The sequence below is a fragment of the Vagococcus proximus genome (assembly GCF_029143285.1).
Taxonomy (GTDB): domain Bacteria; phylum Bacillota; class Bacilli; order Lactobacillales; family Vagococcaceae; genus Vagococcus_D; species Vagococcus_D proximus.
On sequence record NZ_JAPDSH010000007.1, the window covers coordinates 1 to 26595 of the forward strand.

Below are 26595 nucleotides of genomic sequence, written 5' to 3' on the forward strand. Positions count from 1 at the left end.
CGGTAAAGACACATTTCGATGTGTCTTTTTTGTTACTATTAAATTAAAAAGAAACAGGAGAAAATTATGAGTGAAAATGGATTTAACGAATTAAATATAAGTAGTGAATTAATAAAAGCTTTAGATTATTTAGATTATACAAAGCCAACCCAGGTCCAACAAGAGGTCTTTCCTTTCTTAAAGGCTAAGAAGAATATTGTAGTAAAATCTCAAACAGGTAGTGGTAAAACAGCTTCTTTTGCAATTCCAATGTGTGAGCAAGTAGAATGGGAAGAAAGGTTGCCACAAGTATTAATTTTGACACCGACTCGTGAATTAGCAATGCAAATTCAAACAGAGGTATTTAATATCTCACGTTTTAAACGCCTAAAGGTGGCTTCTATTTTTGGCAGAAGTCCGTTCCAAAAACAAGAGAAATTATTAAAGCAGCGTACGCATATCGTTGTAGCAACACCAGGTCGTTTACTTGATCATGTTAATCGCGGGACGATTGATTTAAGTAAGATTGAAACAGTCATTATTGATGAAGCGGATGAGATGTTAGCAATGGGATTCATTGAACAAGTTGATAAAGTATTGGCTTCAGTTTCTGAAGATATTAATATAGGTTTATTTTCTGCGACAATGCCAGCTGCTATTCAAAAGTTAGCAGATAAGTATTTACCAGATGCCTCATATATTGAAGTACAGAGTGATGATAAAGTACAGAATAGAATTGACCAATATTATTATAATGTGATGGAAGATGATAAGGTTCAACTTCTTTTAGATGTTTTAGTTGTGGATAATCCAAATACGAGTATTATTTTCTGTAACACTCGTGATGTCGTAGAAGAATTGTCGGAAGGTCTAAGTGCTCTGGGTGCTAAGCCAGTAATGTTACATGGTGGGATGGAGCAGCGTGATAGAAGTAAGGTCATAACAGAATTCAAACAAGGATATCATCGTTTTTTAGTGGCTACAGATGTAGCAGCTAGAGGGTTGGATATTTCGGATGTATCATTAGTTGTAAACTTTGATTTTCCAAACACTGTTGAAACTTATACACATCGTATTGGGAGAACAGCACGTCTGGATAAGGAAGGTAAAGCTATTACCTTTGTTAACCAATATGATGGTAAAAATTTCGATGAAATTGCTGAGTTTAATGAAGGAGCATGGAAGCAAATGGTTGCTCCTAAAGAAAGTTTAGTAGCAGATAAAATGTCTTCATTTACTGCAAAACAAGAGCGTCAACCTAAGTTGAAAAAAGTGAAAGAACTTGTGTTTAAAGAAGAGATTATGAAGTTGCATATTAATGCGGGGAAGAAGACTAAAATGCGCGCAGGGGATGTTGTCGGAGCTATTGCTAATATTGATGGTGTTTCGGCAGATGATATTGGTGTAATTGATTTACTAGATGTCTCTACGTTTGTTGAAATATTAAATGGAAAAGGTTCTCTAGTAATGAAGGCTTTAGATGAAAAAGGAATTAAGGGGCGTAAACGTCGTATCTCTAAGGCGAATGAGTCTGAATATGAACGTGAAATAAAAAAACATATGTAATAAAAAAACTTATAACCTATAGCTAAAACTTGGGTTATAAGTTTTTTTTACTTTAAATAGAGTTTAACCAGGGTATTATGTTAAAATTAAAAAATCAAGAAAAAGGAGTGATAGTGTGATTAAGTTAATAGGTATTGCTATTATTTTAATAGGTTTTCTATTGAAATTTGATACAATTGCTGTCGTATTAATTGCGGGTTTATCAACAGCTTTAGTATCAGGCATATCATTGGTAGAGTTTTTGGAGTTATTGGGGAAAGCGTTTGTGGATAATCGTCTTGTCACGATGTTTTTATTAACACTCCCTATGATTGGATTATCAGAAAGATTTGGATTAAGACAGCGTGCTGTTTATTTGATTAGTAAAATTGAAGGACTGACACCAGGTAAATTTTTAACGTTATATACATTTATTAGAGAAGTTGCCTGTGCGTTATCAATCAGAATACAAGGGCACACACAATTTATTCGTCCATTAGTCCAACCAATGGCTGAGGCTGCTGCAGAGACCAAGTATGGCCCTTTAGATGCCAAGGATAAGGATACAATCAAAGCATTATCTGCTGCGACAGATAACTACGGGAATTTCTTTGCCCAGAATACGTTTGTAGCCTCTTCAGGAGTGTTATTAATTGTAGGTACGATGGAGTCGTTAGGATATAAAATGACAGGTGTAGATATCGCGTTGAGAGCTATTCCAGTAGCCTTATTTGCTCTTATTTTTGTAGCGATTATTCATACTTTTTTTGATCGTTATTTACAGAAAAAATATGGTACATTGAAAGATAGAGGTAATAAATAATGGAACAATTCGTAAAATATTTTCTAGAGTTCTTTTATGTTGTAATTGGAATGCTATTAGCCTTAACAGCTTATAAAACATTCACCTCTAAAAATCATCCTGCCAGGTTTGGAACAAGTCTATTTTGGCTTGATTTAGGCATTTTATTTGCGTGTGGTAAGATATTCCCAGATTGGCTGAATGGCTTGTTAGTTGTATTATTAGGTATTCTTACAGGGTTAAAACAAGTTAAAATTGGTGAATTAATGGCGGTAGATGAAGAAAAATCACAAGCATCATCAGAAAAAATTGGTAGTAAAATATTTATTCCGTGTATTTCTTTAGCAGTTATTGCCGTTTTAATTACACAATTTACCCCACTTGGAGGACAAGTGGGAATTGGATTAGGAGCTGTAGGTTCTTTAATTATTGTTATTTTATTAACGAAAGCAGATGCTAAAACAATTGTTGGAGATAGTGATCGTATGATGCAACAAGTTGGGCCTACGGGGATATTGCCTCAACTTTTAGCAGCTTTGGGAATAATCTTCTCGCAAGCTGGAGTTGGTGATGTCATCGCAACAGGTATTTCTACAGTTATCCCTGAAGGTAATAAATTAGCAGGAGCAATTGCTTATGTGATGGGAATGGTTATTTTCACTATGGTTATGGGTAATGCGTTTGCAGCGTTTACGGTTATTACTGCAGGTATTGGTATTCCTTTTGTTATTTTACAAGGTGGTGATCCAATCGTTGCGAGTACGTTAGCTATGACAGCTGGTTTTTGTGGGACCCTATTGACACCAATGGCTGCTAATTTTAATACATTACCAGTGGCGATTTTAGAAATGAAAGATAACAATGGTGTTATTAAAGTGCAAGCTCCAATGGCGTTTGCTATGATGATTTTCCATATTGTCTTAATGTATTTCTGGGCATTTTAAAAAATAAGAAAAGAGGAATTAGATATGAAACTTTTAGTAACAGGCTTTGATCCATTTGGTGGAGAAAAAATTAATCCAGCATGGGAAGCAGTAAAAGAATTACCTGACACTATTTTAGATAGCGAGGTTATTAAATTAGAAATTCCGACTGTCTTTAATAAATCAGCAGAAGTTGTTAAAGAAGCCATAAATAACCACAAACCTGATGTTGTATTGAATATTGGACAAGCAGGAGGTCGTTTCGGTATTACACCTGAACGTGTAGCGATTAATATGGACGACGCTCGCATACCGGATAATGAGGGGAATCAGCCGATTGATGAAGTCATTCAAAAAAATGGTGCACCAGCTTACTTTACTCAATTACCAATTAAAGCAATGGTAGAAGGAGTTAAAGCGGCAGGTTATCCTGCAAGTGTTTCTAATACAGCCGGAACTTTTGTTTGCAACCACATTATGTACCAAGTTCAATATATGATTGCTACTGAGTTTCCAAATGTAAAGGGTGGTTTTATTCATGTGCCATACATCCATGAACAGGTTGTAACTAAAGCATCAATGCCTTCTATGAGTATTTCAGATATCTCTAAAGCATTAGAAGCAACTTTAGTGAAAATTGTTGAATTAAAAGATCAAAATGATTTGAAACTTGTTGGTGGGGCAGAGCACTAAAAAAAGAAGTAGACTAATTTAAACTAGTCTACTTCTTTTTTTCATCTAATTGGCTAACTTGATAACCAAAGAAATTTAAAACTTCATTAATTAAATGTTCTTGTTCTTCTGGGGGGCGTTTTTTTAGTTCCAGTTCGATTTTACTCGTTAACTTAGTTGAAAGTGGGTTGATTGGTTCTTCTGAGTCATTCGAAAAATAAGTGATAGGAACATTGAGGTAAGAGGCTACTTTTTCAACTTTATCAAAAGCAGGCGTTTGATTTTGCCATTTTCTGATTGTCCCACTCCCAAAACCTAATTCTTTTTCTAACTTAGAAATACTTAGACCCGGATGTTCCTCAAGAAGAAGTTTAATTTTTGAATAAATAGTCATAATGTTCATCCTTCGGTTCCTTAAAGGAAAAAAATCCTAACTTGTATTGACAATCGGAAAAAAAGGAATTATACTCGATTTGTAAGTTGGATGTCCTAATAAGGTTAGTTTTTTACTCATGTCTGTCCGGACGTAGCGAGTAGTGTATAATCTGACGGGATATTATGCTTACATAATATCATAGCGACCTGCCATTTTCAATTAGACAACTCGTGATTTTGAGCAGGTTGTTTAGGCACTTCCCTGATTACAAGAAAGCTAATTCTCTCACAAGGTCATTAAGCCAACGTGTCCTTTATAGTTAGCTTTCTTTTTTATTAAGAAGATATATGTATGAAAAATGAGGATATTGCCTTACTAATTAGCTAAAATATGTTATCCTTAAGTTACTTGGATATTAGGAAATACCTAACATTCCAAATAACAATAAGAGTAACTATTAATTGAAATAGAAAGGTGTGTAACAAATGCAAAAATTTATTACAGAGGAACACAAAGCTGGAGCGATTAGCACATTACAACGTTTAGTTAAAGTACCATCTTATTTACAAGATGCAGTACCAGGTGCGCCATTTGGACAAGATGTTTTAGATAGTTTAGTTGAAGGATTAAAAATCTTTGAAGAAGAAGGTTTTACAACATTTATCGATCCAGAAGGTTACTATGGTTATGCTGAATTAGGTGAAGGAGAAAAAACATTTGGTGTTTTATGTCATTTAGACGTTGTTCCTGCTGGAGATTTAACATTATGGAACACACCTGCATTTGAAGCTACTGTCGTTGACAATGCTTTAGTAGGTCGTGGTGTACAAGATGATAAAGGTCCTACAATTGCAGCTTTATTTGCGATTAAAGCATTAAGAGACGCAGGCGTGGAATTTGATAAAAAAATCCGTTTCATTTTTGGAACAGATGAAGAGAATTTATGGCGTTGTATGGCTAAATACCATGAAAAAGAACAAGGTGTTGATATGGGGATTGCACCAGATTCTGATTTCCCAGTTATTTATGCTGAAAAAGGCTTGCTACAAGTTATCTTAACAGGTGCTGGCGTTAAAGGGTTTGAAATGTCAGGTGGGGCAGCACTAAACGTTGTTCCAGATACTTCTATCTACCGTGGTGAAAAAATGGCTGAAGTTGCAGCTGAATTAACAAAATTAGGCTATGACTTTGAAGAAGTAGATGGCGAATTACACGTTAAAGGTAAAGCAATCCATTCTAAAGATGCTCCTGGTGGAATCAATGCTAATACTCGTTTAGCTGAAGCTATGGCAACAGTTCATGACGAAGCTGGTGTTAACTTCTTAGGAAAAGTTGTTAAAGATGACGCTAATGGTGTTAGTGCTATTGGAGAATTCAAAGATGACGCATCTGGCGCGTTAACATTTAACTGTGCGACAGTTGAAATGAATGAAAAAGAAACTAAAATCGGTATTGATATCCGTATTCCAGTTACTTTTGAAAAAGAAGAAGTTGAAGCCAAATTACAAGAAGTTGCTAAAGAAATTGGTTTTGATTACCATGAACATGATTTCTTAGCATCATTATACGTACCAAAAGATTCAGAGTTAGTCACAACATTATTAGGTGCTTACCGTGATGTTACTGGCGATATGCGTGAGCCATTAATTTCTGGTGGAGCGACATTTGCTAGAACAATGGATAACTGCGTTGCCTTTGGAGCGATGTTTGAAAATACTGTGGATACTATGCACCAAGCTAATGAAACTTGGCAATTAGATGAAATGGAAAAAACAATGGAGATTTATGCGGAAGCAATCTACCGTTTATGTGCTAAAAAATAATTAAATTAAAAACTCACTATCTTAAGATAGTGAGTTTTTTTGTTTAGTAAAATTTACTATTGGTAATAGTTTTGTAATATGATATTATAAAAGCGCATACATATTAATGAAAACGATTTTGGATAGACTATTTAAAGGAGTGTTAAGATGTTAGAGACATTGAAAATAAATCAAGAGTGGTACTTTGATGATAATTATGAAGAAGGTAAAGATTTAGTAAAAATAATGCCGTATGATGTGAAAATCGGGTTACCACATCAAAATGTTGAGATTCCTTATAATTATTTTGATGAAAAAATGTATCAAATTATAACGAGTTATAAGAAAGAACTAACTATTCCAAAAGAGTGGAAAAACCGTTCGATTTGGGTGAACTTTGAAGGTGTAATGTGTGCAGCAAAGGTGTATTTGAATGGTGAATTAGTAGGGGAACACAAAGGTGGCTATACCCCTTTTTCTTTTGAAATCACGCCTTATCTTTCAAATACAGGTAAAGATAACCTTACTGTGATAGTTGACTCTACTGAACGTGCTGATATTCCTCCATTTGGAGGGACGATTGATTATTTGACCTACGGAGGGATATATAGAGGTGTAAGTTTAACAAGTTTTGATAAAGCATGTTTAACAGAGACAGTTGTTAAAACTCCGAATTGTTTAGAGGATCAAAAAGACCTTTTAGTGACATCGACTGTTTCTGAAGTGGTAAAAACGGATCAATTATATGGTTTACGTGTGGGATTGTATAAAGATAATACTTGTTTGGCTGAATGTGAAAAGGATGTTAACGCTGGAGAGAACACTATTATTCTTGAAGAGTTAAGAGGAATAATGTTATGGGAATTGTCTAACCCTGTTTTGTATGAGGTTAGACTAGAGCTTAGCTATAATAACCAGCTACTTCATCAAGAGGTTATAAATATTGGCTTTAGAAAAGCTGAATTTAAATCAGAAGGATTTTTTCTTAATGGAGAGAGAATTCAATTAATTGGTTTAAATCGTCATGAATCATTCCCATATGTGGGGTATGCCATGCCTGATCGTGTTCAACAAAAAGATGCTGATATTTTAAAAGATGAATTAGGAATAAATATGGTTAGAACCTCCCATTACCCACAGTCAAAGGCCTTTTTAGATAGATGTGATGAAATTGGTTTGCTTGTTTTTGAAGAAATCCCAGGATGGCAGCACACCGGGGACTTAGAATGGCAAGATAGAAGCGTACAAGATGTCAGAGATATGATTGTGAGAGACCGAAATCATCCGTCTATTGTTATTTGGGGAGTACGCATTAACGAAGCTCAAGACAATCATGATTTTTACACACGGACAAATGAATTAGCTCGTTCATTAGATGATACACGTGCAACAGGTGGTGTGCGTTATTTAGAGAATAGTGAATTTCTAGAAGATGTTTATACTATGAATGATTTTATTCTTGATGGTGGTTTGCGAAAACGTATGGCAAAAGTGGTATCTAATTATGAGACCTATGATAATATCAACGAGGAAGATCTTGAATTAGCTTTACGTGAACCTAGAAAAGTAACAGGATTAGATCATGCCGTTCCTTATTTAGTAACAGAATACAATGGGCATATGTTTCCAACGAAACGATTTGATCAAGAAGAACGATTGATTGAAGTGGCAATGCGTCATGCAAAAGTTCAAAATGCTGCCTATAAAGATTCTGGAATTTCAGGAGCGTTAGGCTGGTGTGCTTTTGATTATAATACCCACGCAGATTTTGGATCTGGGGATAAAATTTGCTATCATGGTGTGATGGATATGTTTAGACTTCCAAAGTATTCAGCTGCTGCTTATCAAAGTCAGAAGGATAGAGATGATGGAATCGTAATGACTCCCATGACGCACTGGGCACGTGGTGAAAGAAGTATGGGTGGCGTGACTCCATTAGTTATTTTTACTAACTGCGATGAAGTTCGTTTTTATACAGGAGAAACCTGCGCGGGAACGTTTAAACCTGATTATGAAAATTTTGGTGCGCTTCCTCATCCGCCAATTGTTATTAATGAGTTCACTGGTAATTGGGGTGAGTATTGGTACGATGCTTATTTTGAAGGACTTGTAGACGGTGAAGTGGTCATAACAAGTCGTTATTCAGCTAGTCCAGTACCAACTGAATTGGATGTGAAGGTTGATGATATTCTTTTAGCTAGTGGAGATTGGGATGCGACAAGAGTTGTAGTGAGGGCGTTAGACCAGACTTCTCAAGTGCTACCATTCTTTATGGATCCAATTAATATAGCCGTAGAAGGTGTAGGGGGAATTATTGGACCTAATAACCTTAGTTTAATAGGTGGTGAGATTGCCTTTTGGATTAAGACTTTTGGTAATCCGGGTGAAATTAAGATTACTGTAAATTCAGCACTATTGGGATCACAGTCACATACTATAACAGTTGGATAAAAAAACGTACTAGTCTACTTTGAGGCTAGTACGTTTTTGTTATTTAGAGTAGGAATCACCAGGGTCGATTTCTTTAAAAGAATAATCTGATGTACTGGGGCTGTACCAATTTTTTTTACATTGAACTCTAATCTTATGATCAAGAACTAGAGGTGGGTTACTATCTAACCGTTCATGCTCAGCATCATTTTTACGGCCATAGTTTAGAGACTCGCTATCTAATAGTTGGCGTTCAAATTCTTCTGTAAAAGTATAAAATTTCGGATCACTTATAACATGATTACCGTTGACTTTAAGCTTGTTCCATTGACTGATGAAACAACCATTGCGGTCTAAGATAAATTCAGAATGGAAGTTAGGTGTCAGACGTTTTCTATTAGCGTACTGCAATATATAGTCACGGTAAACTTGCCCATCGGGTATTTTATTGTGAAAACGGCCACGTTCTTTAATGAGGAGTTTCCCGCCTAAACCTTCGGGTGCATCAGCATAGACATAATCCATAAGAGAGGCTTCGTCGGAAGTGTTTGGAAAATTTTCTCTGACATACTCTATATTTTGCTTATCGAAATACATCCGAAGCTGATGCAGTTTCATTGAGTCCAAATCACCATCTGGATAGGCTTCTTGTACAGTTTTAGCAACCAATTCAATAAAATAACTATGAGGAGCTAGGTTTGTATCGATAGTAAATGGTCCCTTGAGTTGAAGCATATCGAATTCATCAATTTCGGCTCCTAAATGTTGTAACAATAATTCTAATTTCTTAAATGGTGTATACGCACTATTTTTGAAAAGAACAAGATAAGTAGGTGAGCCTACTTTTTTTCGTTCATTTAATAATATATCCCATAGGTAGCTTTGTGTATCGACTGAATTAGCGGGACAGTTATTTAACAAGTATAATCTAAGTGCGTTTAAAGCAGATTGATCCCATCCGTCTTCATAAGCTAATGTGTTAAAGATAGTAGGTTCTAGTTGAGTAAAAATGAGTTGATTGGATGACTTATTGGCAAGGTTATGTATTTGAGATTTTGTCATTTGCCAATGATTCCAGTTTCTTTTTTTCTTAGCATTTTTAAGGCCGATTACCCATTCTAAATTTAAAGTTTCGCAAGAGAAAGAATGGCTGTCTGCGTTCCACGCCTCTTCTGATTGGATTGTTTCGACACCTTGTTCTAAGTACCCCATAATTGCGTCAAGTTCTGAAAAAATATCTGGGTGCGAAGTCAGTATATTATTAATTTTTTGCCATCGTGACTCTAGTCGTTTTTGACTTCTAACAGACCATTTATAAAGAAAGTTAGAAACGATAGTTTGTTTTTTGACGCTAGTTTTATTGAGTAAACGAGATAAGCGATTCAATCGTTTTCTAATAAAAAAAGCATTTAACTTCCTGATTTTTGTTTCAGAAAAAGCTTGTGGCGTCAGTTGTTCATTTGTTTCTGACAAAGTATTATAGCAGAGAATGAAGCCATCTATTAAAGGTAAGTAAACCGTAGTAAGATAATATTGACTAGATAGAAAAGTTTTATTTGAATGATGAGTCTGATCGCCTATATCTGCAAGTGAATCTCTTAATTGTTGGAGTTTAGCAACAGAACGTGAGCAGTGTTCTGCAATAGAATCAAGCTCTAACGTTGTTTTGGATTTAAATAATGAGTTAAACATAATGGTATCCTTTGATTATTATTTTGAGTGAAGTGTTTTATTTATACATTCCAAGTCGGCTTTTAATTGTGATTCAATCGTATTAATTAGGGTCGTATTTTGATCAATTAATTTTGAAAAATAAAGACGGCTTGCTAGTTGAGTTTTTTTACGATAACGAATTTTTGGAATAGTATCAGTAAAGTTGAGGAGTTCGCCAAGTTCGTTTAGCTTATTTGAAAATTTTTTAATATCCTTTTTTTTCATTATTAATCAGTCCTTTTAGTGGTAGTTAGAATTATAAGTAAAAAATAAAACCCCTCGGTTAAACCAAGGGGTCTGTCCAGTACTTCCATATTGTTCAATATGGAGGCGGCGGGAGTCGAACCCGCGTCCAAGCATATCGCCACTTCAATATCTACGTTCATAGTTTTATGTTTGAGGTTTCGCTAAGATATCTGACACAAAACAAACATGCTTCTTCGCTAGTCTGATGAACTCTTCTAACTATTGCAGACGGAAACGGTTAGCGTATCCCACTTAATTTGAGACCCTTACCCGGCACATGGGCGATACCGGAAGGATCTTCACCCGCTGTTTTTAGGCAGCTAAAGCGAAAGTGTTTTCGTTTTTAGCAGTTATATTTAACTGTTAACGTTTTAACGTAGACGTAACCTACGAAACGCAATTCAAGCGCGAACTATACCTGTCGAATCCGTAACGCCCCCTTAATAAAAAGTGGGTACGGTGTTAAAGTACAATACATAGTATACCATAGGAATTTATAAAAAAAAAGAAACAGCTCCTAAAAAGAATAGGAGCTGTAATTGTTTAAATTAAATTGAAATGTTTTAAAGCTTGAACAATTCCACCTTCAGTATTTTTAGCAGTGACATGAGTTGCTAATTCTTTTAATTCTGGGATAGCATTTCCCATAGCGATTTTATTGTCACATGCTTTAAGTAGATCAATATCATTAGGGCCGTCACCAAATCCATATGTTGGGACGCCTTCAAGATCTAGTTCGTTAATGAGAGCTTTAATACCGGTTCCTTTTGAGCCACCTTTAGAAACAACATCGATAGAATACGGTCCATTACGATAAAATGTTAACTCATCAAATTCTGCATGATATTTTTCATCATCTGTTTGTCCTAAAATAAGCAGCATATTTAAATCACGCTTCTCGTAATAAGTTCCATCGATAGCAGGTAAGTCAGAATGGATAAAAGCATACGAATTTTTAGTATTTTCACTGTGACCTGATACACGAATAGCATCTGGTGTATAGAAGCCAATTTCTTGATTTAATTCAGCTGTTTTCTCCGCTAAACGACGGCATGTTTCTTTAGGGATAATCGTGTTAGCGACTTCTTTTCCTTCGAATAAAACATATTGTCCATTCATCGTAATGAAAGAATCAATCCCAGCAGCAGCGCTAATTTCTTTAATTTCTAAATTAGTTCGACCAGTCGCGATAATGGGAATGATATTATTTTCTTTAAGTTGTGCCATAGCTTGAGCGACTTCAGGTGTTATTTTTGAATGTTGATCAAGAAGCGTACCGTCTAAATCAAAAAATGCCAAACCTTTAATATCTGTTAGTGTCATATAAAAATCTCCTTACTAAATATAATAGGTTAAGAATAACAGAAAGAAAGCGTCTTTACTATTAAAGACTATTTAGACAGTATGAAGAATATATGAATTTAGTGAAGTATATAAGAAATCATAGTTGGAAACAGTTTATAGTATCATTTTATAGTATAATTAAGAGAAGAATGTTTGGTAAAGGAGACGATAACATGAAAATTTTAATGATCGAAGATAATGAATCAGTATCAGAAATGATGCAGATGTTTTTTTTAAATGAGGAATGGGATGCAACGTTTAAAGATGATGGGAAAGAAGGGCTAGATGCGTTCTTAGAGGCCCCAGACAAATGGGATATGATTACGCTTGATTTGAACTTACCGACGATGGATGGTGTATCAGTGTGCCGTGAGATTCGTAAAGTATCAAGTACAGTTCCCATTATAATGTTAACTGCTAGAGACTCTGAAAGTGATCAAGTTATTGGATTAGAGATGGGGGCGGATGATTATGTGACTAAACCGTTTAGTCCCCTAACATTAATCGCTAGACTCAAAGCGCTACATAGACGCGCTGAACTTAAGGAGCCAGGAGCAGAATCTGAGCCAACAACACAAGCATTTGAAGTGGAAACTAAACGTTTTAAAATGAATACAAAAACAAGAGAAGTTTACTTGGATGGTGCTTTAATTTCGGGATTAACACCAAAAGAATTTGATTTATTATATACTTTAGCTAATAAACCAAGACAGGTATTTTCACGTGAACAGTTATTAGAGATGGTTTGGGATTATCAGTATTTTGGTGATGAAAGAACCGTCGATGCTCATATCAAGAAATTAAGACAAAAGATTGAAAAAGTGGGACCACAAGTGATTCAAACAGTTTGGGGCGTAGGATACAAATTTGATGATTCGGGAGTCAAAGCTTAATGAAATATCTTTTTCAACAGATGTTAGCATTTTGGGTAGTTATTTTGACAATTTTGGTTATAGTTGGTGTGTCGTTTACTCAGTTCACACGAGAAACAATGCTTAATACGACTTATAATCAGATGGAAGGCTATGCTGATGCTATTCAATATAACAGCATGAAAAAACCGGAAAACTTACTTTCTAATATTCAGTTAACTGAACGAGCTTTAAAGAATCAACAAATATTATTTATGGCCATTAATAGTGATGAAAATATTGAATACCCATACAGTGTACAGGGATCAAAACCAGCTTTTATTAGTGAAGAAAGTTGGGATGCTTTGAAAAAAGGTAGCGGTGAACCTGTAAGAGAAACGATAAAAGCGCCATTTGGTAATCAAGATGAAGAAGCTGCGGTAGTTTTAAAACCTTTATATGTAACGAATAGGCAAGAAACGAAATTTTATGGCGCCATAGCGATTCTTCAGCCTATAAAATATATTGAAAAAAGCATGGAAGATTTAATAGAGAATCTGTTTAAAGGTTTTTTAATGTCTAGTGTTATTGCTTTGATTTTTAGTTATATATTTGCAAAATTCCAAGTGAATCGAATTAACAGAATGAAAAAAGCAGCTAGACAAATTGCCGAAGGGAATTTTGATATTCATCTTGCTGCCAATGGTAAGGATGAATTAGATGAATTGGCAGTTGATTTTAATCGAATGGCAAATGCTCTTAAGGAATCAAATGAAGAAATAGAACGTCAAGAGGACCGGCGTAGGCAGTTTATGGCAGATGCAGCGCATGAGATGCGGACACCTTTAACAACTATAAATGGCTTGTTGGAAGGGATAGCGTATCAAGCTATTCCTAAAAATCAAGAAGAAAAATGTATTCAATTAATGCGTAATGAAACGACAAGATTGATTCGTTTAGTTAATGAAAACCTTGATTATGAAAAAATACGATCTAATCAAATTAGTATGGTCATCCAAAAATTCAATGCGACGGAAGCTGTGGAACAAATAATTGAACAATTAAGTTCAAAAGCAGAAGCATCTGGGAACAAACTGAGGATGAATACAACTGAGCCGATTCCAGTTATGGCCGACTATGATCGATTTGTTCAAGTTTTGGTTAATATTGTGACGAATGCTATCCAATTTACCCAAGATGGCTGTATTGATTTAACCCTAACGCGTGATAATGGTGTGACGAGTGTTGAAGTTAAAGATACAGGTATTGGGATGTCAGAGGATGAAGTTAAAAATATATGGGAACGTTATTACAAAGTAGACCCTTCTCGCAAAAATACAAAATACGGGGAGTCAGGTTTGGGCTTAGCCATTGTTCACCAATTAATTAAACTTCATAAAGGGACGATTGATGTTGAGAGTGAAAAAGGAAAAGGAACGATATTTACAATTCATTTCCCTGACTGTGAGCCAACAGAAGTTAAAAAATAGTTCAATTTAGAAGAAGCCTTCTTACTATAAAAAGTAAGGAAGGCTTCTTTTTAAACGAGTTAGCCCATGGACATTATTTTTGTTATACTAAGGTAAGAATAAAAAAACGAGGGTGATAATAAGATGGAAGAAAGTTATAGTTATCCACTAGATTTGGATTGGTCTCAGTCAGAGATGGTTGTTGTGATGGAAATGTGGCAGGTACTAGAAGACGTTTATGAAAAAGGTGTAGAGAAAGAAGCGTTTTTATCAGTGTACAAAAAATTTAAAACAGTTGTTAAAAGTATTGGTGAGGAGCGCCAATTAGGGAAAGATTTTGAGGCAGCTTCTGGGTATTCATTATATCGTACAGTGCAGGAGGCTAAGAAAACTCCTGGAACTATTTTGAAAATGAAGGGAGCGTAATTATGCAGAGTGAGCAGTTAGTCCCGTTGATTAAAGAATGGCTAGTAGAAGCAAGTCAATTAATAAAAAGACGTTTATCAGACCCTTTGATAGTAGAAGAAAAGAGTAACCGATCCGATTTGGTTACAAATGTGGATAAGGAAGTCGAAACTTTTTTTGTTACTAAAATAAAAGAGAGTTTTCCACAAGATAAAATACTAGGTGAAGAAGGTATTTGTGATAAGGTGGCTGATTTTTCTGGTCGAGTCTGGGTGATTGATCCTATTGATGGGACATTGAACTTTGTTAAACAACAAGAAAATTTTTGTACTATGCTCGCGGTCTATGAAGATGGGATCGGTCAATTAGGTTTTATATATGAAATAATGACAGACGAATTATTATGGGCAGAAAAAGGTAAAGGGGCCTATCTAAACAATAAATGTATTGACAGAGTTAAAGATAGAACATTGGCTGAAGGTATCGTTTCTATCAATACTCGCTTGTTTTTAGAAGATACATTAGGGTTACAAAGGTTTGCTCTTAATTCCTTAGCTGTTCGTATGACAGGATGTGCGGGGCTTGCTTTTAAAGAAGTTGTTAAAGGCAATTTTGTGGCATATGTCAGTCGTATCCAACCGTGGGACTATGCAGCTGCTCGTGTTATTTTTGAGGAAGTTGGGTTAGAACTTGTTAATTTAACAGGTGACTCTCTAGGTCTTGATGAAAAGGTGATAGCCATGGGGGCTACACCAGCTGTCTATGGGGAGTATGTAAAACAAGACTCTACACAATAAAAATCGAACTTTCTGAAAAGTTTTTATTGTTTTTCATGCGGTTTTATTGTTATAATGAAAAGTCGAGTTAATTTGAAATTAAACTTATGGGGTAAAACTTATGCTCCGTAGGTACGCTTTATAAATAGTGAGGAGAATGAATAAGTGAAATTAAGAGAAGATATTCGTAACGTTGCCATTATCGCCCATGTCGATCACGGTAAAACAACAGTCGTAGATGAAATGTTAAAACAATCGCAAACATTAGATGGACATACCGCTTTAGACGAGCGCGCAATGGACTCAAATGATATTGAAAAAGAACGTGGTATTACAATTTTAGCTAAAAATACAGCTATCAAATATAATGACAAACAAATCAACATCTTAGATACACCAGGACATGCCGATTTCGGTGGAGAAGTGGAACGTATCATGAAAATGGTTGATGGTGTTATCTTAGTAGTGGATGCTTACGAAGGAACAATGCCACAAACACGTTTCGTACTTAAAAAAGCGTTAGAGCAAAAATTAACACCAATCGTGTTAGTTAACAAAATTGATAAGCCTTCAGCTCGTCCTGCGGAAGTAGTTGACGAAGTATTAGAATTACTTATCGAATTAGGAGCTGACGATGATCAATTAGACTTCCCAGTTATCTATGCATCAGCATTAAACGGAACATCAAGTTTATCAGATGATCCAGCTGACCAAGAAGAAACAATGAACCCAGTGTTCGAAACGATTTTAGATCATATTCCAGCACCAGTTGATAATAGTGATGATCCATTACAATTCCAAGTATCATTACTTGATTACAATGACTACGTTGGACGTATCGGGATTGGCCGTGTATTCCGCGGAACAATCAAAGTAGGAGATAGCGTATCTCTTATGAAATTAGACGGAACGGCTAAAAACTTCCGTGTTACTAAAATCTTTGGTTTCTTCGGTTTAGACCGTGTTGAAATTGAAGAAGCTAAAGCAGGGGATTTAATCGCTGTTTCAGGTATGGAAGATATCTTCGTTGGGGAAACTGTTACACCAGTTGACCATCAAGATGCGTTACCAATCTTACACATCGATGAGCCTACTTTACAAATGACATTCTTAGTAAACAATTCTCCATTTGCTGGACGCGAAGGTAAATTCGTGACGTCTCGTAAAATTGAAGAACGTTTAGTAAGTCAATTACAAACTGACGTGTCACTTAAAGTTGAAAATACTGACTCACCAGATGCATGGACTGTATCAGGTCGTGGGGAATTACATTTATCAATTTTAATCGAAAACATGCGTCGTGAAGGTTATGAGTTACAAGTATCACGTCCAGAAGTTATCGTTAAAGAGTTTAACGGTGTGAAATGTGAACCGTTTGAACGTGTACAAATTGATACTCCAGAAGAGTATATGGGTTCAATTATCGAGTCATTAAGCCAACGTAAAGGTGAAATGCAAGATATGATCCATACTGGTAACGGCCAAATCCGTTTAATCTTCTTAGCTCCAGCTCGTGGTTTAATCGGGTACACAACTGAGTTCATGTCAATGACTCGTGGTTATGGTATCATGCACCACACATTTGACCAATACTTACCAATGATTTCAGGTGTTATCGGTGGCCGTCGTAATGGTGCGTTAGTATCTATCGACACTGGTAAAGCAACAACATACTCAATCATGAGTATCGAAGAACGCGGTACTGTCTTTGTTGAACCGACAACTGAAGTATACGAAGGTATGGTTATTGGTGAAAACTCTCGTGAGAATGATTTAACAGTTAACATTACGAAAGCTAAGCAACAAACAAACGTCCGCTCAGCAAATAAAGATCAAACTAACGTTATTAAAAAACCTAAAGAAATGTCTTTAGAAGAATCATTAGAATTCTTGAATGAAGATGAGTACTGTGAAGTAACTCCTGAGAACATTCGTTTACGTAAAAAAATCTTAAACAAAGCTGAACGTGAAAAATCTCAAAAGAAAAATAAAAAAGCATAATTTTTAAAACTCCCTAATCCTTAGGGAGTTTTTTTGTTATCTAAATAAAATGTTGAAATAAAAAGAAAGCGGTTAATTAACCGCTTGCACAAATTATTTTTGTGGAGTATAATGAAATTGTAATCGAGGTTTTTACGAAGTTATAGTAACAAAAACAACTGTGTTTTTTCTAATGTAGCCGTAAGAATGTCTTGATACAAAGAAAAGTATAAATGGAGGTTCTATTCAATGGAACAAGGTAAAGTGAAATGGTTTAACAACGAAAAAGGGTTTGGATTTATCGAAATCGACGGACATGATGATGTATTTGTACATTTCTCAGCTATTCAAGGCGACGGATTCAAATCATTAGAAGAAGGTCAAGAAGTTGAATTTTCAGTAGTTGATGGAGACAGAGGTCCTCAAGCAGCTGACGTTACTAAACTTTAAGATTTAATTCCAATCATAATTAATAAAAGCAACCTACTCTTTAGGGAGAAGGTTGCTTTTTTTGTGTCTTTGCTGGTTTTTTTAAAGAAGTTTTTCAGAAAATTTGCTATAATAGAAGAGATTGAAAAAAGACGTTTCTTGGTCGGACTGACTACTGCAAAACGTAACAACTAGTGAAGAGGTGAAGTAGGCATGACAACACGAAATAGTTTGCTAAATGGTATGAATCCTATGCAAAGTCAAGCAGTACTAAAAACAGAAGGACCCTTACTTATTATGGCTGGGGCCGGTAGTGGAAAGACACGAGTCCTAACTCACCGTATTGCTTATTTAATAACAGAGAAAAATATTAATCCTTGGAATATCCTTGCGATTACCTTTACCAATAAAGCTGCGAAAGAAATGAAAGAGCGTGTAAATGGCTTACTAGATGAGGGCGGAGAAGATGTTTGGGTATCAACATTTCACTCAATGTGCGTTCGCATGCTTCGTCGCGATATTGATTTAATTGGCTATAGTAAAAATTTTACGATAGTAGATAGTTCTGAGCAACAAACGTTGATGAAACGTATCTTGAAGGAGAAAAATCTAGATCCTAAAAATTATAATCCTCGTACAATTTTAGGTGCGATTAGTAATGCGAAAAATGAATTACAAACACCAGAAAAATATGCTGCACTTCAAGGTGGCCATATTGAGAAAATAGTAGCAGAGTGTTATGAGATGTATCAAAAAGAATTACGTCGTAATCAATGTATGGACTTTGATGATTTGATTATGTTAACAATTCGCTTATTCAATGATTCCCCGGAAACATTAGAATATTATCAACGTAAATTCCAATACATTCATGTAGATGAGTATCAAGATACCAACCATGCCCAGTATACTTTAGTTAATATGTTGGCTGCTCGTTTTAGAAATTTATGTGTTGTAGGGGATGCTGATCAAAGTATTTATGGTTGGCGTGGGGCTGATATGCAAAATATTTTAGACTTTGAAAAAGATTATGCAGATGCTGAAGTTGTTCTATTAGAGCAAAATTACCGTTCAACTAAAAATATACTAACAGCGGCTAACCATGTGATTAAAAATAATAGTCGCAGAAAAGCTAAAAAATTATGGACTGACAATAATGAAGGTCATAAAATCACGTATTATCGTGGTGAAACTGAACGCGACGAAACACAGTATATTGTTTCAATTATTCAAAAAGAAATGGCTGAACAAAATCGCAAATTTGGTGATTTTGCTGTTCTTTACCGTACGAATGCCCAGTCTCGTGTTATGGAGGAAATGTTATTAAAAGCAAATATTCCATACAAAATGGTAGGAGGACACAAGTTCTACGATCGTAAAGAAATTAAAGATGTATTAGCTTACTTAAATTTAATTGCGAATCCAAGCGATTCACTTAGCATGGGACGTATTGTCAATGAACCAAAACGTGGAATTGGGGCGACTTCTCTAGAAAAATTAAGAGGATTTGCTGATTTACACGATTGGTCATTGTTAGAAGCGGCTATCAATGTAGAACTTGCTAATATTGGTGGTAAAGCAGGCAAAGAATTAGCGGCTTTCGGTGCTATGATTCAGGATTTACAAGATATGATTCCATTCTTAACAGTGACAGAATTAGTCGAGGAAGTTTTAAAACGCAGTGGGTATGAACAAGCCTTAAAAGTTGAGAATACACTTGAGTCACAGACTCGCTTAGAAAATATTGAAGAGTTAAAATCAGTGACACAAGCTTTTGATAGAGAATACGAAGCGACAGTGGAAGAAGACGATGATCCACGTGATAAGTTAACGTCATTCTTAAATGATTTGGCATTAGTTTCTGATTTAGATTCGTTAGAGGAAGAGACCTCACAAGTGACATTGATGACACTTCATGCTGCAAAAGGGCTAGAGTTCCCAGTAGTCTTCTTATTAGGTTTGGAAGAGGGCGTATTCCCACTTTCTAGAGCTTTAATGGAAGAAAATGAATTAGAAGAGGAACGTCGTTTAGCTTATGTAGGCATTACACGGGCAGAAGAGAAGTTGTTTATCTCGAATGCACAATCTCGAACGTTATATGGTCGTACACAATATAACCGACCGTCACGATTTATTGAAGAAATCGATGGAGACCTATTAGAGTCAGTTGGGGCGGTTAATACGATGAACCGTCAACAATCAAGTTACTCAACAAGTAGTTCTCAAGCGCCTAAATTTGGTCAAACTGGGACAGCTAAACCAACGTACCAACAGCCTGTTCAGAAAAAAGTAAGTGCTAAGGTAGCATCTGGTGCAGAGTCTTCAGCTTGGAAATCTGGCGACAAAGTTTCTCATAAAAAATGGGGAACAGGAACAGTTGTTAAAGTGAGCGGTTCAGCTAAAGACATCGAGTTAGATATCGCATTCCCTAGTCAAGGGATTAAACGACTATTAGCAGCGTTTGCTCCAATTGAAAAGATTTAGAAAATAGGAGGACTGGTTACGTGGAAAAAGAACAAGATAAACTCCGAATAGATGAGCTTCAATCTCGTTTATCACAATTGGCAAAAGCCTATTATGAAGAAGACCAACCTTTAGCAGAAGATCATGAGTATGACGCATTGTATCATGAACTCGTACAATTAGAAGAAAAATATCCAGAATGGGTAGCATCTGACTCGATTACTCAGAGAGTAGGTGGGGACGTTTCAACTGGATTTACTAAAATTACACATGATTATCCAATGCTAAGTTTAGGAAATGCGTTTAATTTAGAAGATTTAAAAGCTTTTGAAGAACGTAATAAAAAGATAATAACAGGACCGATTGAGTATATGTGCGAACTTAAAATTGATGGTCTTGCGATATCGGTTAAGTACGACAACGGGAAGTTCGTTCAAGGTGCGACCCGTGGAGATGGAAAAGTAGGAGAAGACATTACAGGTAATCTGAAAATGGTACAGTCTCTGCCTAAAACATTAGATTCTAGTTTAACGATGGAAGTACGAGGTGAGTGTTATATGCCTAAATCATCTTTCGTGAAATTAAATGAGCAACGTGAATTAGATGGTAAGGAAGTATTTGCTAATCCACGTAATGCTGCAGCAGGAAGTCTAAGACAATTAGACTCTAAGGTTGTTAAAGAGCGTGAACTAAGTGCTTTTTTATATGCTTCAGCAACACCTAAAGAACTAGGTGTTACGAGCCAGTCAGCAGCCTTAGATGCGTTGGATAGTCTCGGATTTTCAACAAACCAAGAACGAAAAATTTGTTATAGTATTGAGGAAGTCTGGGACTATGTTCAGGAGTTTCAAGAAAAACGCCCGACATTAGGTTATGAGATTGATGGGATTGTTATTAAAGTAAATAATTTTGAAGACCAAGAGAAGATTGGTTATACAGTCAAAGCGCCTAAATGGGCGATTGCTTATAAATTCCCAGCAGAAGAAGCTGAAACAGTTGTAGAAGATATCGAGTGGACTTTAGGTCGAACAGGTGTGGTTACGCCGACAGCAGTGATGAGTCCTGTGCGTTTAGCGGGTACAACCGTTGCTAGAGCAAGTCTTCACAATATTGATTTGATTAAGCAACGTGATATTCGACTAGGCGACCACGTTATGATTCACAAAGCGGGAGACATTATTCCAGAAGTATCTCGAGTGGTTTTATCTAAACGTTTAGAAAGTAGTGAGCCCTATGAGGCACCAACACATTGTCCAGTGTGCGAAAGTGAACTTGTTCATTTGGATGAAGAAGTAGCCTTACGTTGTATTAATCCGATGTGTCCGGCACAAATTAAAGAAGGCTTAAGTCACTTTGTTTCAAGACAAGCCATGAATATAGATGGTCTAGGGCCTAGAGTACTGGAACAACTATATGACAAAGGCTTAGTAAAAGATGTGGCTGATTTATATAAGCTTACAGAAGAACAACTGTTAACCTTAGATAAGGTTAAAGAAAAATCGGCTCAAAAATTGCTTAAAGCGATTGAAGCAAGTAAAGAAAATTCATTAGAGAAGCTTCTTTTTGGATTAGGTATTCGTCACGTTGGGGCAAAAGCTGCTCAAATTTTAGCGGAACATTTTAAAGAAATGACGTATTTAAAAGATGCTAAAGTTGAAGATATCCAAAAAATCGATTCGTTAGGTACTATTATTGCAAATAGCGTCGTGACTTATTTTGACAATGAGGAAGTTCATCTATTATTAGATGAATTAGCAGAGCAAGGCTTAAACTTAAGGTATACGGGTGTAACAGCTGAGGATTTATCTGAAGTGGACTCTCCTTTTAAAGACAAAGTCGTCGTTTTGACTGGGACACTTACGCAGTATAAGCGAACTGAAGCGAAACAAAAGATAGAAGCCTTAGGTGGAAAAGTTACAGGGAGCGTGTCTAAAAAGACAGATATAGTTGTTGCAGGCGAAGAAGCTGGAAGTAAATTAGAAAAAGCGTTAGATCTAGGTGTAGCAGTTTGGGATGAAAATCAGATGGTAGACGCGATCGAAGGGAGCATCAGTAGTGATGAATAAAAAAATAGCAGTAGGTGCATTGGCATCAGTTTTATTACTAACAGGTTGTGGTAATTTGAATACAACCTCTAAAGCCCCAGCTCAAAAAGCGGCTGAAAAAAATGCTGTAATGACAACGGGACGCTTAGATGGAGATTATTACCAAGCTATCTTGGAAGATGGGACTTATAAGACTAGTCCTGTAAGAGGATTATCACTAAATCTACTTAATAGTCATGAAAATTCTGCTAATTTAGATAAAGGATTATTAGATTTATCTAAAGAGGACTTTGATGTTGATCGTTATCTATTTCAAGAAGGTCAATATTTGACTAGAGAAGATATTTTAAATGCAGTTGAACGAAAGTCTGACGAAAATCCAAAAGGTTTAAATCCTAAGGATGATAAAGAGCCTTATATTTTCCAACAAGTCATAGAGCAAGATTATCTGGACAAAAAAACAAAAAAAATAAAAGGTATCAGTTTAGGAATCGCTTTAAATCAAGTGGATTACAGCGGTGAAGAACCTGTCGAAATTGAGGACAAAGACATTGAAAAAGCAGGGAAAGAAGCTGCTGAAAAACTACTTGAAAAAATGCGTGATATTAAAGAAGTGGGCGATGTTCCAATTAAAATAGGGTTGTTCAAACAAGCAACTCAATATAATGTAGCCGGTGGAAGTTATTTTGCATCTGCACTTAGTGAGAAAGGGACAGACCTCTCTGATTGGAAAGAAGTAGACGAGGAGCATGTTGTACTTGGAGTGAGTTCTAAAGATGGCAATGCTGCAACCAAGGATGGGTTTGATGCTAAATTCCAAGAATTTAAATCAAATCTGGAGGACTTTTTCCCAAATAACAGTGGGGTATCTGGAGTCGCTCATTACCGTGATGGTGTGCTAAGTAAAGCGGTAATTAAGATTGAGACAAAATATTTTAATGAAACAGAATTACTCAACTATACACAGTATGTTGCACAAATGACAGGTTCAATCTTTAATGTTCCTGGAATTGTAGAAGTTCAGATTAATTCGATTGAAGGGCCACAAGGTTTTGTGAAAAAAGAAGTGGGCTCAAAAGAAGTATTTGCGCATGTGTTCAACTAAATTACACTAAGAAAAGAAAGAAGGGGTAGTATGGCAATTACAAGAGATGAAGTGAAGCACGTTGCTAAGCTTTCAAAATTAGCATTCTCAGATGAAGAATTAGATACACTAACTGATAAATTAGGAGACATTATTGAAATGGTGGAACGTTTAGGTGAGGTTGATACTGAGGGTATCCCTGTAACAACTAATGTTATTCATGATATCAATGTGATGCGTGATGATATCGCAGTAGAAGGAACAGATCGTGAATTATTAATGCGTAATGTTCCAACATCAGGAGACGGATATATAAAAGTTCCTGCTATGTTAGACAACGGGGAGGCTGGAGCATAATGACAGAGTTATATACAAAAAGTTTAAAAGAATTACAAGCCATGTTAGCTTCAAAGGAAATTACAGCGACGGATTTAACAAAAGCAACATTTGACCGTATTAAAGCAGTTGAACCTAATATTGATGCGTTTATTACATTAAACGAAGAAAAAGCCTTAGCTCAAGCTGCTAAAATTGATGAAGCGGGGGTTGAAGCAGGCAGTCTTGCTGGTATTCCAATTGGGATTAAAGATAACATTGTAACTAAAGATTTATTAACAACAGCTGCAAGTAAAATGTTATATAATTTTGATCCAATCTACGATGCAACTGTTATGGAAAAAATCTATGATGCGAATATGGTACCAGTTGGAAAACTGAACATGGATGAATTTGCTATGGGTGGAAGTACTGAAACTTCATATTTCAAGAAAACTAAAAATGCTTGGGACCAAACAAAAGTACCAGGTGGCTCTTCCGGTGGTTCAGCTGCGTCAGTAGCATCTGGTCAAGTTGTTGCTTCTCTTGGTTCAGATACAGGTGGTAGTATTCGCCAACCAGCAGCCTTCAATGGGATTGTTGGGATGAAACCGACATATGGTCGTATTTCTCGTTACGGTTTAATTGCCTTTTCATCAAGTTTAGATCAAATTGGACCAATGACTCGTACAGTTGAAGATAATGCTATCTTACTTGAAGCTATTAGCGGATGGGATAAAAAAGACAGTACAAGTGCTCAATTAGAGGTTCCTGATTTTACTAAAGGGATTAATGATGGCGTCAAAGGTATGCGTATTGCTGTTCCAAAAGAATATATGGGAGAAGGTATCGCTCCAGGTGTTCGTCAAGCCATTGATGAGGCTATTGCAAAATATAAAGAATTAGGTGCAACAGTTGAAGAAGTAAGCTTGCCGCATTCTAAATATGGAGTAGAAGTTTACTACATTATTGCGTCATCTGAAGCATCATCTAACTTACAGCGTTTTGATGGTATTCGTTATGGTTACCGTTCTGAAAATGTTAAAGACTTGGAAGATATTTATGTGAATTCTCGTTCTGAAGGATTTGGTTCAGAAGTGAAACGTCGTATTATGCTAGGAACATTCTCATTAAGTGCAGGATTCTATGATGCCTACTTCCGTAAAGCAGGACAAGTTAGAACGCTAGTTAAAAATGACTTCGATAAAGTATTTGAAGATTACGATTTAATTATTGCCCCAACAACACCGACAACGGCTTATGGTTTAGGTGAAAATATCACAGATCCAATTACAATGTATATGGGTGATATCTTAACAATTCCAGTTAACTTAGCAGGATTACCAGGTATGTCAATTCCTTGTGGTTTCTCAGATGACATGCCAGTAGGGTTACAAATTATCGGGAAAGCATTTGATGAAAGTACCATGTACCGTGCAGCTCAAGCTTTTGAGCAAGCAACAGATCATCACAAAAAATTACCAGCCATTTTAGGAGGGAGCAACTAATGAACTTTGAAACAGTCATCGGCTTGGAAGTCCATGTCGAATTAAAAACAGATTCTAAAATCTTTTCACCGACTCCCGCTCACTTTGGTGCGGAGCAAAATACAAATACTAACGTTATTGACTGGAGCTACCCAGGGGTATTACCAGTTGCGAATAAAACAGCGATTGAATATGGCATGAGAGCTGCAATGGCACTAAATTGTAACATTGCAAAAGATTCTCATTTTGACCGTAAAAACTATTTCTATCCAGATAATCCGAAAGCTTACCAAATTTCTCAAGATGATCAACCGATTGGTTATGATGGTTGGATTGAAATTGAAGTAGAAGGTAAAAAGAAAAAAATCCGTATTGAGCGTGTGCATTTAGAAGAAGATGCAGGTAAAAATATTCACGGGACTGATGGTTACTCTTATGTCGATTTAAACCGTCAAGGAACTCCTTTAATTGAGATTGTTTCAGAAGCAGATATGCGCTCTCCAGAAGAAGCGTATGCCTACTTAGATGCTATTCGTTCAATCATTCAATTCTCAGGCGTAAGTGATGTGAAATTAGAAGAAGGGTCAATGCGTTGTGATGCTAATATCTCACTTCGTCCATACGGCCAAGAAGAGTTTGGTACAAAAGCTGAGCTTAAAAACTTAAATTCATTAAACAACGTTCGTAAAGGTTTAATTTTTGAAGAAAAACGTCAAGCAAAAGTCTTAATGTCTGGTGGCGAAATTCAACAAGAAACACGTCGTTATGATGATGCATCAGGTCAAACCATTTTAATGCGTATTAAAGAAGGGGCAAGTGACTACCGTTATTTCCCAGAGCCTGATCTGCCTGTTTTAGAAATTTCTGATGAGTGGATTGAAGAAGTTCGTGCGTCATTACCAGAACTTCCTGAAGCACGTCGCGCACGTTATACTAAAGAACTAGGTTTACCTGATTACGATGCAATGGTTCTGACTTTATCTAAAGAGATGTCTGACTTCTTTGAAAGCACACTTAATGAAGGGGCAGATGCGAAACAAGCTTCTAACTGGTTAATGGGTGAGGTGTCAGCTTACTTAAACAGCGAGCATATTGAACTTCACGATACGAATTTAACACCTAATAATTTAGCAGGTATGATTAACTTGATAGCTGATGGGACAATTAGTTCTAAAATGGCTAAGAAAGTCTTTAAAGAACTAATTGAAAATGGTGGCGATGCGAAAGAAGTCGTTGTTGCTAAAGGCTTGATTCAATTATCAGATCCAGCACAATTATTACCTGTTATTAATGATATTTTATCAGCTAATGAACAATCTATTGAAGATTTTAAAAATGGTAAAGACCGTGCGGTTGGTTTCTTAGTTGGCCAAATCATGAAAGCAACAAAAGGACAAGCAAACCCTGGCGTTGTTAATAAATTATTAATGGAAGAATTAGGCAAACGTTAAAGAATATT

At 36.0% G+C, this 26595-nt stretch carries 22 protein-coding genes and 1 other RNA gene; 18 read left to right on the forward strand and 5 right to left on the reverse strand.

Going from position 1 to position 26595, the window contains the following annotated elements; all coding sequences use genetic code 11:
• Positions 1 to 66 precede the first annotated feature (66 nt).
• From OL233_RS08945 to pcp, 4 genes are all read left to right on the forward strand, one after another.
• A complete protein-coding gene (locus OL233_RS08945; RefSeq protein ID WP_275471978.1) occupies positions 67 to 1545 on the forward strand; it encodes a DEAD/DEAH box helicase in 1479 nt (492 codons plus the stop codon).
• Positions 1546 to 1660: 115 nt separating this feature from the next.
• On the forward strand, positions 1661 to 2347 hold the full coding sequence (locus tag OL233_RS08950; RefSeq protein WP_275471979.1) for a DUF969 domain-containing protein: 687 nt from the start codon (positions 1661 to 1663) through the stop codon (positions 2345 to 2347).
• Positions 2347 to 3270 (forward strand): DUF979 domain-containing protein, encoded by a 924-nt coding sequence (locus tag OL233_RS08955; protein ID WP_275471980.1) that lies wholly within the window; start codon positions 2347 to 2349, stop codon positions 3268 to 3270. The genes OL233_RS08950 and OL233_RS08955 overlap by 1 nt, the downstream gene beginning before the upstream one ends.
• A 24-nt stretch (positions 3271 to 3294) precedes the next feature.
• A complete protein-coding gene (gene pcp / locus OL233_RS08960; RefSeq protein WP_275471981.1) occupies positions 3295 to 3942 on the forward strand; it encodes a pyroglutamyl-peptidase I in 648 nt (215 codons plus the stop codon).
• 28 nt (positions 3943 to 3970) lie between these two features.
• On the opposite strand, the gene OL233_RS08965 is transcribed toward pcp, so the two are convergent.
• Positions 3971 to 4315 (reverse strand): helix-turn-helix domain-containing protein, encoded by a 345-nt coding sequence (locus OL233_RS08965; RefSeq protein WP_275471982.1) that lies wholly within the window; start codon positions 4313 to 4315, stop codon positions 3971 to 3973.
• Positions 4316 to 4782: 467 nt separating this feature from the next.
• On the opposite strand from OL233_RS08965, the gene OL233_RS08970 reads away from it, so the two are divergent.
• Positions 4783 to 6120 carry a M20 family metallopeptidase gene (locus OL233_RS08970; RefSeq protein WP_275471983.1) on the forward strand — a complete coding sequence of 446 codons (1338 nt, stop codon included), beginning with the start codon at positions 4783 to 4785 and terminating at the stop codon, positions 6118 to 6120.
• A 147-nt stretch (positions 6121 to 6267) separates the two neighbouring features.
• Positions 6268 to 8550, forward strand: coding sequence for a glycoside hydrolase family 2 protein (locus OL233_RS08975; RefSeq protein ID WP_275471984.1), 2283 nt, complete (start codon positions 6268 to 6270; stop codon positions 8548 to 8550).
• Between the two features lie 39 nt (positions 8551 to 8589).
• Here the strand turns inward: OL233_RS08975 and OL233_RS08980 are convergent, their stop codons facing one another.
• The 4 genes from OL233_RS08980 to OL233_RS08995 form a co-directional block, all read right to left on the reverse strand.
• Positions 8590 to 10221 carry a DUF3114 domain-containing protein gene (locus OL233_RS08980; RefSeq protein WP_275471985.1) on the reverse strand — a complete coding sequence of 544 codons (1632 nt, stop codon included), beginning with the start codon at positions 10219 to 10221 and terminating at the stop codon, positions 8590 to 8592.
• 18 nt (positions 10222 to 10239) lie between these two features.
• Positions 10240 to 10467 (reverse strand): hypothetical protein, encoded by a 228-nt coding sequence (locus tag OL233_RS08985; RefSeq protein WP_275471986.1) that lies wholly within the window; start codon positions 10465 to 10467, stop codon positions 10240 to 10242.
• 97 nt (positions 10468 to 10564) lie between these two features.
• Positions 10565 to 10928: a transfer-messenger RNA gene (gene ssrA, locus OL233_RS08990) on the reverse strand.
• Between the two features lie 103 nt (positions 10929 to 11031).
• A complete protein-coding gene (locus OL233_RS08995; protein WP_275471987.1) occupies positions 11032 to 11811 on the reverse strand; it encodes a Cof-type HAD-IIB family hydrolase in 780 nt (259 codons plus the stop codon).
• Between the two features lie 194 nt (positions 11812 to 12005).
• Here OL233_RS08995 and OL233_RS09000 point away from each other — a divergent pair, with 194 nt between their 5' ends.
• From OL233_RS09000 to gatB, 12 genes are all read left to right on the forward strand, one after another.
• Positions 12006 to 12725, forward strand: a complete 720-nt coding sequence (locus OL233_RS09000; RefSeq protein WP_275471988.1) for a winged helix-turn-helix domain-containing protein — start codon at positions 12006 to 12008, stop codon at positions 12723 to 12725.
• Positions 12725 to 14173, forward strand: coding sequence for an ATP-binding protein (locus OL233_RS09005; protein ID WP_275471989.1), 1449 nt, complete (start codon positions 12725 to 12727; stop codon positions 14171 to 14173). Before OL233_RS09000 ends, OL233_RS09005 begins: the two co-directional genes overlap by 1 nt.
• Positions 14174 to 14296: 123 nt before the next feature.
• Complete coding sequence (locus OL233_RS09010) at positions 14297 to 14578, forward strand: UPF0223 family protein (protein ID WP_275471990.1); 282 nt, start codon at positions 14297 to 14299, stop codon at positions 14576 to 14578.
• A 2-nt stretch (positions 14579 to 14580) separates the two neighbouring features.
• The gene (locus tag OL233_RS09015; RefSeq protein ID WP_275471991.1) at positions 14581 to 15354 is read left to right on the forward strand and encodes an inositol monophosphatase family protein; all 774 of its coding nucleotides are present in this window, start codon (positions 14581 to 14583) and stop codon (positions 15352 to 15354) included.
• Positions 15355 to 15498: 144 nt separating this feature from the next.
• Positions 15499 to 17334, forward strand: coding sequence for a translational GTPase TypA (gene typA / locus OL233_RS09020; RefSeq protein ID WP_275471992.1), 1836 nt, complete (start codon positions 15499 to 15501; stop codon positions 17332 to 17334).
• Between the two features lie 228 nt (positions 17335 to 17562).
• Positions 17563 to 17763: a cold-shock protein gene (locus OL233_RS09025; protein ID WP_275471993.1), complete on the forward strand. Its 201-nt coding sequence runs from the start codon at positions 17563 to 17565 to the stop codon at positions 17761 to 17763.
• 192 nt (positions 17764 to 17955) lie between these two features.
• Positions 17956 to 20226 (forward strand): DNA helicase PcrA, encoded by a 2271-nt coding sequence (gene pcrA / locus OL233_RS09030; RefSeq protein ID WP_275471994.1) that lies wholly within the window; start codon positions 17956 to 17958, stop codon positions 20224 to 20226.
• 20 nt (positions 20227 to 20246) lie between these two features.
• Entirely contained in the window at positions 20247 to 22271 is a 2025-nt protein-coding gene (gene ligA / locus OL233_RS09035) for an NAD-dependent DNA ligase LigA (protein ID WP_275471995.1), read from the forward strand.
• Complete coding sequence (locus OL233_RS09040; RefSeq protein WP_275471996.1) at positions 22264 to 23355, forward strand: CamS family sex pheromone protein; 1092 nt, start codon at positions 22264 to 22266, stop codon at positions 23353 to 23355. Before ligA ends, OL233_RS09040 begins: the two co-directional genes overlap by 8 nt.
• A gap of 30 nt (positions 23356 to 23385) precedes the next feature.
• The gene (gatC, locus tag OL233_RS09045) at positions 23386 to 23691 is read left to right on the forward strand and encodes an Asp-tRNA(Asn)/Glu-tRNA(Gln) amidotransferase subunit GatC (RefSeq protein WP_275471997.1); all 306 of its coding nucleotides are present in this window, start codon (positions 23386 to 23388) and stop codon (positions 23689 to 23691) included.
• Positions 23691 to 25157, forward strand: a complete 1467-nt coding sequence (gene gatA, locus OL233_RS09050; RefSeq protein WP_275471998.1) for an Asp-tRNA(Asn)/Glu-tRNA(Gln) amidotransferase subunit GatA — start codon at positions 23691 to 23693, stop codon at positions 25155 to 25157. The genes gatC and gatA overlap by 1 nt, the downstream gene beginning before the upstream one ends.
• Entirely contained in the window at positions 25157 to 26587 is a 1431-nt protein-coding gene (gene gatB, locus OL233_RS09055) for an Asp-tRNA(Asn)/Glu-tRNA(Gln) amidotransferase subunit GatB (RefSeq protein ID WP_275471999.1), read from the forward strand. The genes gatA and gatB overlap by 1 nt, the downstream gene beginning before the upstream one ends.
• Positions 26588 to 26595: the final 8 nt, after the last annotated feature.

Coding starts and splice junctions, on each gene's coding strand:
- pcp (WP_275471981.1), top strand. CDS start 3,295: ATGAAACTTTTAGTAACAGGCTTTGATCCATTTGGTGGAGAAAAAATT.
- OL233_RS08975 (WP_275471984.1), top strand. CDS start 6,268: ATGTTAGAGACATTGAAAATAAATCAAGAGTGGTACTTTGATGATAAT.
- gatC (WP_275471997.1), top strand. CDS start 23,386: ATGGCAATTACAAGAGATGAAGTGAAGCACGTTGCTAAGCTTTCAAAA.
- OL233_RS09015 (WP_275471991.1), top strand. CDS start 14,581: ATGCAGAGTGAGCAGTTAGTCCCGTTGATTAAAGAATGGCTAGTAGAA.
- OL233_RS09005 (WP_275471989.1), top strand. CDS start 12,725: ATGAAATATCTTTTTCAACAGATGTTAGCATTTTGGGTAGTTATTTTG.
- gatB (WP_275471999.1), top strand. CDS start 25,157: ATGAACTTTGAAACAGTCATCGGCTTGGAAGTCCATGTCGAATTAAAA.
- OL233_RS08980 (WP_275471985.1), bottom strand. CDS start 10,221: ATGTTTAACTCATTATTTAAATCCAAAACAACGTTAGAGCTTGATTCT.
- gatA (WP_275471998.1), top strand. CDS start 23,691: ATGACAGAGTTATATACAAAAAGTTTAAAAGAATTACAAGCCATGTTA.
- OL233_RS09010 (WP_275471990.1), top strand. CDS start 14,297: ATGGAAGAAAGTTATAGTTATCCACTAGATTTGGATTGGTCTCAGTCA.
- OL233_RS09000 (WP_275471988.1), top strand. CDS start 12,006: ATGAAAATTTTAATGATCGAAGATAATGAATCAGTATCAGAAATGATG.
- OL233_RS09040 (WP_275471996.1), top strand. CDS start 22,264: ATGAATAAAAAAATAGCAGTAGGTGCATTGGCATCAGTTTTATTACTA.
- OL233_RS08995 (WP_275471987.1), bottom strand. CDS start 11,811: ATGACACTAACAGATATTAAAGGTTTGGCATTTTTTGATTTAGACGGT.
- OL233_RS08955 (WP_275471980.1), top strand. CDS start 2,347: ATGGAACAATTCGTAAAATATTTTCTAGAGTTCTTTTATGTTGTAATT.
- OL233_RS09025 (WP_275471993.1), top strand. CDS start 17,563: ATGGAACAAGGTAAAGTGAAATGGTTTAACAACGAAAAAGGGTTTGGA.
- OL233_RS08965 (WP_275471982.1), bottom strand. CDS start 4,315: ATGACTATTTATTCAAAAATTAAACTTCTTCTTGAGGAACATCCGGGT.
- OL233_RS08970 (WP_275471983.1), top strand. CDS start 4,783: ATGCAAAAATTTATTACAGAGGAACACAAAGCTGGAGCGATTAGCACA.
- pcrA (WP_275471994.1), top strand. CDS start 17,956: ATGACAACACGAAATAGTTTGCTAAATGGTATGAATCCTATGCAAAGT.
- OL233_RS08945 (WP_275471978.1), top strand. CDS start 67: ATGAGTGAAAATGGATTTAACGAATTAAATATAAGTAGTGAATTAATA.
- OL233_RS08985 (WP_275471986.1), bottom strand. CDS start 10,467: ATGAAAAAAAAGGATATTAAAAAATTTTCAAATAAGCTAAACGAACTT.